Origin of the sequence: Streptomyces caeni (assembly GCF_042678285.1) — a bacterium.
Lineage (GTDB): Bacteria > Actinomycetota > Actinomycetes > Streptomycetales > Streptomycetaceae > Streptomyces > Streptomyces caeni.
This window is the reverse complement of the sequence record NZ_JBHUDX010000082.1, coordinates 1-8,297: the sequence shown is the minus strand read 5'-3', so window position 1 is coordinate 8,297 and position 8,297 is coordinate 1. Positions and strand designations below refer to the sequence as shown.

Annotated in this window: 1 protein-coding gene; it reads left to right on the top strand. The window is 68.7% G+C overall.

Annotated elements, in window-relative coordinates; all coding sequences use genetic code 11:
- Window positions 1-62: 62 nt before the first annotated feature.
- A partial coding sequence (locus ACFSL4_RS26525) for a LamG-like jellyroll fold domain-containing protein (protein ID WP_381087912.1) occupies window positions 63-8,297 on the top strand: 8,235 nt, incomplete at its 3' end.

The window sequence follows — 8,297 nt, the reverse complement described above, 5'->3', positions numbered from 1 at the left end:
GTGCCACACGTTCCAGCGACAACAAACGCGGCACTACGTCACATACCGCCCTCTCAAAGCGCGTGGCGGCCAAGTCCGGCTCGAACTTCGATTACTTCGCCAACGCTGACGGAACGTATACCCGGAAGTTCTTCCAGGGCCGCGTCAACTACAAGACCAGCAGTGGTGGTTGGCAGTCGATCGATACGGAGCTGACGAAGGGCGGTGACGGCCGCTACCACGAGAAGGACAACTCGCTGGGGGTGGCGTTCGCCGCGTCCTCGGGGGCGGCATCCTTGTCGACGTCCTCGACGTCCAAGTCCGGCTCGGGAGCGCGGCCCGCATCGGCACACGCGGGTGCCGAGGGGGCGCACGCCGATTCGGCTGCGCTGGTTTCGCCGGCGTCGCTGCCGTGGCGGATGTCTCCCGCGGTGTATGAGTCGGCTGGGTCGTCGTCTGTGGTGCCGACGGACTCGGTGACGACGGGCAACTCGTCGACCGGTCCGTTGGCGACGTTGACGCTGTCGTCTTCCGAGTCGGTGTCCTGGTCTCTTCAGGGCGCGAGCGACGTGCCGGTGTCGGTGTCCGGCTCGACGGCGGAGTACGACGGCATCCTGACCGACACCAAGCTCGTTCTGCAGCCGACTGCCGACGGAATCAAGGAGTCGCTGGTTCTCACCTCGGCTTCTGCTCCGACGACATGGGTGTTCCCGATGTCGCTCAAGGGGCTGTCTTTGAGCACGGCTTCGGACGGCACGGTGGAGTTGGTGGATTCCTCCGGCGCGGTGCGGGCGACGCTGCCGCAGGCGTTCGCCTACGACTCCTTTGTGGATCCCGTGTCCGGGGAGCGCCACGAGAACTGGGCGATGACGTACTCGGTCACCTCGGTGGACGGCAGCCCGGCCGTGAAGATGACCCTGGACCCGAACTGGCTGGCAGGCTCGTCGATCAGGTTCCCGGTCACCGTGGACCCGACGATGACCGCCTCCACCGCGGGACAGAAGCTGACCACGTACGTGGAATACCCCTACAACCAGGACTTCTCCTCGTCGAACGTGCTGAAGATCGGCACCTATGACGGCGGCGGCCACATCGCCGAGTCGTATCTGAAGTTCCCCGGCATACCCAGGAACGACGGGTATCACATCACCGCGGCCTCGGTGTCCGTCTTCGACATCTGGTCCTACACCTGCGGTTCGTCGTCGTCGTATTCGGTGTATCCGGTCACCACCTCGTGGTACGTCACCGGCAGCAAGTCGTGGCCGGGGCCGAGCACGGCCTCGTCGATCGGGACGTGGTCGGGCACGCCGTCGTCGACGGTCTGCTCGAACTCGTCGCTGGACCCCTCGACGGGCCAGTGGCAGACCACCAACCTGTCCACGTCGTACTGGCAGGACATCGCGCTGGGCACGACCACGGACAACGGGGTCGCGCTGTTCTCCTCCGGCACGAACAACACCGGGTGGAAGCAGTTCGACTCCTCCCACGTGACCAGCCACGCGCCCTACCTGACGCTGACCTATGCGCCGAACGTCGCCCCGGACATCGAGCACACCTGGCCGAAGCCGAACTACGCCGCGCCATCGCTGACCCCGCAACTGCAGGTCCAGGCGGTGGACCCGGACACGTGGCCGAACTCCTTCCTGACCTACGACTTCGCGGTCTACGACTCCTCGGGCAGTCAGATCACCTCCTCCGGGTACCACTCGTCGGTGCGCTGGACGGTGCCGTCGGGGAAGCTGGCGTGGGGCAAGTCGTACTACTGGACGGTGTCGGCCTATGACGGCTGGTCGACGAAGACGAGCGCCACGAGCTATTTCACACCGACCGTGGCGCAGCCTCTGGTCGCCTCCCGGCTGGCGCAGAACTCCGGGCACGGTTTCGACGAGGTCGCGGGCAACTACACCACCAGCGTCACGGATGCCCAGGTGGCGGGTGTGGGGCCGGCGCTGGATGTGGAGCGGTCCTACAACTCGCAGGACATGCGCACCTCGGGGGCGTTCGGCGCGGGGTGGTCGGCGCAGGCCGATGCGAAGGCCGTCATGGACGACGACGGCTCCAAGAACGTCGTCATCACCGACGGCAGTGGCCGGCAGTCGCGCTACGGCTACTCCTCATCCGGGTATGTGCCGCCGCAGGGGACGTACGCGACGCTGACCGACCTGTCCGGCGGCGGCTACTCGCTGCTGGACACCTCCGGCACGACGTACACGTTCGGCGCCTCAGGCGGGACGAACACCTGGCTGCTGTCGAAGATCACCACGCATGCGGGTCTGTCCGAGACGTTCACCTACAACGCCTCCCACCAGCTGACGCAGGCACAGAACACGAGCGGGCGTTCGCTGTACTTCACCTGGTCGACCCCGTCCGGGGCCGCGCATCCGCACGTGGCGACGGTCACCACCGATGACGCGACGGCAGGGGACGCCTCGACGGCGATCCTGTGGACGTACGGGTACAGCGGGGATCAGCTGACCAGCGTGTGCCCGCCGTCGGAGTCGGCCCCGGCGACCGCCTCGACCTCGTGCTACGCCTACACCTACACCGCGGGCTCGGACTACCCGGCCGCGGCCCTGGACGCCGGCCCCCACTCATACTGGAGGCTTGATGAGCCGTCGGGCAGTTCGATGGCGGCCTCGTCGGTGCTGGCCAACGAGCAGAACGACGTCGGCACGTACAAGAACGTGACGCTGGGGTCGGATCCGAGTCCGCTGGCCGGATCGAGTGCCACCGCGGCTCACTTCAACGGCTCCAGCAGTCATGTGTCGGTGCCGTCCGACGTGCTGCACCAGAGCACCAGCCGTGCGGTGAGCCTATGGTTCAAGACGTCCTCACCGGGCGTGCTGATCGGTGACCAGTCGAAGGTGATCGACGGTACCTCCGGCGCGTCCGGCACCTGGAATCCGGTGCTGTATGTGGGCTCGGACGGCAAGCTGCACGGTCACTGGTGGAGCGTGACGGGCTCCGGCTCGGACCCCTTCGGCTCGACCGGCACGGTGAACGACAACGCCTGGCACCACGCGGTGCTGTCCTCGGACGGGGCCACCCAGACGCTGTATGTGGACGGCTCCCAGCAGGCGACGTTCTCGGGTACGCCGTCCGATCAGTTCAACACCTACACCTACATCGGTGCGGGCTACGCGCAGTACTGGATCGACTCGCCCGGGGATGTCAGCTACTTCAGCGGGTCGATCTCCGACGTCGCGTTCTACACCCACCCGCTGACCGCAAGCCAGGTCGCGGACCTGCACGCGTTCGGCACGACGAGCGCGGCCTACCTGACCGGGGCGGCCAAGCCCTCGGGCCGCGTCCAGGCGAGCGTCTTCTACGACAGAGCGGCCAGCCGCGTCACCGCGGTGACCGACGAGCACGGCGGCAGCTGGCAGGTGGGCGCCCCGAGTGTGGCCGGTTCCAGCGCGGTCTACCGGGCCTCGGTCCTGGGCGCCGGCCCGGCCGGATACTGGCGGCTGGGCGACCTGTCCGCGGCGACGTATGCGGCGGACGAGGTCAACGGCGGCGACGGCACCTACAACAACGTCACCCTCGGCGTCAGCGGGCCGCTGAGCTCCAAGGACAGCACAGCCGGCACGGCGGCATCCTTCGACGGCTCCACCAGCTATGTGTCCGCCCCCGCCGATCTGCTGCACCAGAGCACGAGCCGTGCGGTGAGCCTGTGGTTCAAGACCTCCGCACCGGGCGTGCTGATCGGCGACCAGTCGGTGGCAATCGACGGAACCACCACCGCCTCCGGCACCTGGGACCCGGTGCTGTACGTGGGCTCGGACGGCAAGCTGCACGGTCACTGGTGGAGCGTCAGCGGCTCCGGCGGCGCCGCTTTCGGCTCGACCGGCACGGTGACCGACAACGCCTGGCACCACGCGGTGCTCACCTCAAACGGCACCACCCAGACCCTGTACCTGGACGGCACCCAGCAGGGCACGTTCTCCGGCACCCCCAACGACCAGTCCAACACCATCACCTACATCGGCGCCGGATACGCGAAGTCCTGGATCGACTCGCCGGCGGAGGTCAGCTACTTCCCGGGCTCGATCGCCGAGGTCGCGTTCTACCAGCACTCGCTCACCGCGGCACAGGCCACAGACCAGTGGAACGCCTACCAGCAGTCCTCGGGGACGGTGGCGACCGAGACGGTGACGGTCACCGACCCCGGCAACAAGAGCATCTCCAGCAGCTACGACCTGTCCCACGGGGCCAGGATCATCTCCGCCACCGACGCGAGAGGCGCGCAGACGTCCTACGGCTACGACACCTCCGGCTACCTCCACACGCTCACCGACCCGGACGGCGACGTCACCACCACCGGCCACGACGCCCGCGGCAACACCGTGTCGAAAACCACCTGCCAGTCGCAGGCATCGAACCTCTGCTCGACCTCCTACTACACGTACTACCTCAACTCGTCCTCGGCGACCGACCCGCGCAACGACAAGCCGCTGACCTCCTCCGACGGCCGCTCGGCGAGCTCCTCGGACACCACCTACCGCACGTCGTACACCTACGACACCGACGGCAACCTGCTGACCAGCACCACCCCCGCGGTCACCGGCCACAGCTCCGGCCTGACCACCACCAACACCTACACCACCAGCAGCACGGCCGGTTACGACTCCGGTACCACCGTCCCGGCCGGCCTGAAGGCCTCCGCCAAGACGCCCGGCGGGGCCACCACGTCATACACCTACTACGCCGACGGCGACCTGGCACAGGAGGTCACGCCGCTCGGCCTGACCATCCGCTACACCTACGACGGCCTGGGCCGCGTGCTGACCCGGACCGAGATCTCCGACACCTACCCCAGCGGCCTGACCACCAGCTACACCTACGACCCGCTGGGACGCGTCCTGACCCGGCTCGCCCCCGCCACCACCGACGCCGTCAGCGGCAGCGTCCACACCGCGCGCACCACCCTCACATACGACACCGACGGCAACGTGCTGACCAGCACGGTCTCCGACACGACCGGCTCGGACACGGCCCGCACCACCACGACCGCCTACAACAACCACGGCGAGGTCGCCTCCGTCACCGACCCCGAGCAGCACACCACCACATACACCTACGACACCTACGGTCACCGGACGGGCGAGAGCGACCCCGGCGGCCAGACGTACGCCTACACCTACGACGCCGACGGCAACCGGCTGACCACCACCCTCACCAACTACACCGGCTCCTCGGCCACCGCCCAGAACCCCACGGCCACGCTGCTGGAGACCCGCACCTACGACCCGGCCGGACGGCTGGCCACCCTCACCGATCCGATCGGCGTCACCACGACCTACGCCTACTACGACAACGGCCTGACCCAGCAGGTCACCCACACCGGCGCCTCGGGCACCTCGTCCATCAGCGAGCAGGACACCTACGACGCGGCCGGGAACCTGATCGCCACGACCACCGAAAACGGCACCCTCACCACCGACTACACCGTTGACGCGGCCGGGCGCACCACCGCGGCCACCGTCGACCCGGGCGGCACCGGCCAGACCACCGCGTACACCTTCGACGCCGACTCGCACATCCTGACCGTGAACCGGACCGACACGGCCGGTGACCCGGCGCAGCAGTGGACCTACACCTACGACGCGGCCGGGAACAAGCTGTCCGCCGCCCAGTACGTCGACAGCACCACCACGCTCACCACCCACTGGACGTACGACCAGCGGGGCCTGGCGGTCACCGTGACCGACCCGGAGAGCGGCGTCCACCACTACACCAACGACGAGGCCGGCCGGCTCACCACGACCACCGACCCGGCGATCACCACCACCGACCCGGCAACCGGCACCACCGCCACCGTCTACCCGACCACCCTGGCCGGCTACGACACCTTCGGGGAGCGCACCGAGTCCGAGGACCCGGACGGCAACATCATCGCCACCGCCTACGACCGCGACGGCCGCAGGACCGGCACCACCCTGCCGACCCTGGCCACCACCGCCTGGACCTACGACGCCGACGGCAACGTCCTCACCGAGACCGACGCCAAGGGCAACCAGACCGACTACGCCTACGACCAGCTCGGCGACCAGGTGAAGCGGACCGACCCGGCCATCGACATCTCCGGCACCCCCACCCGCGGCACCTTCACCTACTCCTACGACCTGGCCGGCAACCAGCTCACCCAGACCTCCCCCTACGGGTCCGTCACCCACCGCACCTACGACGACCTGGGCCGCGCCACCAGCACCTGGGGCTACGTCTACACCTCCACGAGCACCCAGACGAAGGAGGAGACCGACACCGCCTACAACACCGCGGGCCTGCCCGCGACGACGACCTCCGCCACCGGCGTCAGCGCCTCCTACACCTACGACGCCCTCGGTAACACCCTCACCCGGGCCGACACCACCGGCGACACCACCCACTACACCTACGACCTGCGCGGCAACGTGGTGAAGACCGTCCTGCCGGACCAGAGCATCCAGACGGCGACCTATGACGCGGCCGGCCGCAAGACCGCCACCGCCCAGAAGGCTCCGGACGGCACCGTGCTCGCCTCCACCTCCGCCACCTACAGCCCCGGCGGCCACCTGCTCAGCACGACCGACGCCCTGGGCCACACCACCGGCTACACCTACGACGCGGCCGGCGACCTCACCGGCCAGAGCGAGCCGGTCAGCGGCACCACCTCCATCACCACCGCGTTCGGCTACGACGCCGCGGGCCACCAGACGGCCTACACCGACGGCAACGGCAACACCACCTACTACACCTACAACTCCCTCGGCCTGCCCGCCTCGAAGGAAGTACCGGCAGTCACCGGCTACACCACCGCCGCCGACCGCACCACCACCTACACCTACGACGCCCTCGGCGAGCTGACCGGCCAGAGCGACCCCGGCGGCATCACCCTCACCAACGCCTACGACGCCCTCGGCGACCTGACCTCGCAGAGCGCCACCGGCGCCGACGCCCCCACCGCGACCCGTACCTTCGACTACTCCCTCGACCGGCACCTGGTCGCCTCGGCTGTCGACGGCATGTCGGAGACCTACGGTTCCAACGCGCTGGGGGACGTGCTGACCGTCTCCGGCCAGGCCGGCAACTCCTCGTTCACCTACAACGCGGACGAGTCCCCGCTGACCCGCATCGACGCCTCCGGCACCAGCACCTACACCTACGACAGCGACGGGCGTCCGGCGACGGACACCGACGCGGCCACCGGCACCACGCTGACCTACGGCTACAACAGCCTCTCCCAGCTCACCACCGTCACCTACGGCAGCTCGGGCGACGTGCGCAGCTACGGCTACGACGGCCTGCACCGCGAGACGTCCGACACGCTGGCCACCGCCTCGGGTACCACGGTCGCCAAGGCCGTCTACGGGTGGGACGAGGCCGGCGACCTGACGTCGAAGACCACGACCGGAGTCCAGGGCGCCTCCACCAACACCTACGGCTACGACCACGCGGGTCGGCTGACGTCCTGGACCAAGGACGGCACCACGACCGCGTACACCTACGACGGCGCCGGCAACCGCCTGACCGCGGGTTCGACCACGTACACGTACAACGCCCGCGACCAGCTGACCTCGGACGGCACGCACACCTACACCTACACCGCCCGCGGCACCCTGGCCTCGAAGGACTCCACCGCCTACACCTTCGACGCCTACGGCCAGCAGATCACCGCCGGTTCCACGTCCTACACCTACGACGCGCTGGGCCGGGCGATCACCGCGGGCTCGACCACACTGACCTACTCCGGCACCGGCAACATGGTGGCCTCCGACGGCGCGACCACCTACAGCCGGGACGCCTCCGGTGCTCTGGCCGGCGAGTCCGGCCCCACCGGGGCGACACTGGCCTGGACGGATCTGCACGGCGACCTGGTCGGCCAGTTCACCGCCACCGGCACGACGCTGACCGGCTCGGCCAGCTACGACCCGTGGGGCACGGTCACCGCCTCCACGCTCGCCGGAACCGTTGGCTATCAGGGTGAGTTCACCGACCCGGCCACCGGCAACGTGAACATGCACGCCCGCTGGTACACCCCGGACACGGGGGGCTTCAACTCCGCCGACACCGTCGATGTCCCGGCCGTCGGCCGGAGCGCCGACGCCAACCCCTACGCCTACGTCGCCGACGCCCCGCTGACCGGGACGGACCCGAGCGGGCACTGCATCGAGGACCTGTGCATCGGCGAGTTCTTCGTTGCGGGGCTCATGGCCGACGCGCTCTACAACACCTGTGTGGAGTACTGCTCCGGTCTGGGCAACAGCCTGTCGAACGCGTGGAACTCGGTGTCCTCCTGGAGCTCAAGTTCCAGTTCCACGAGCCACAGCCACGCGTCC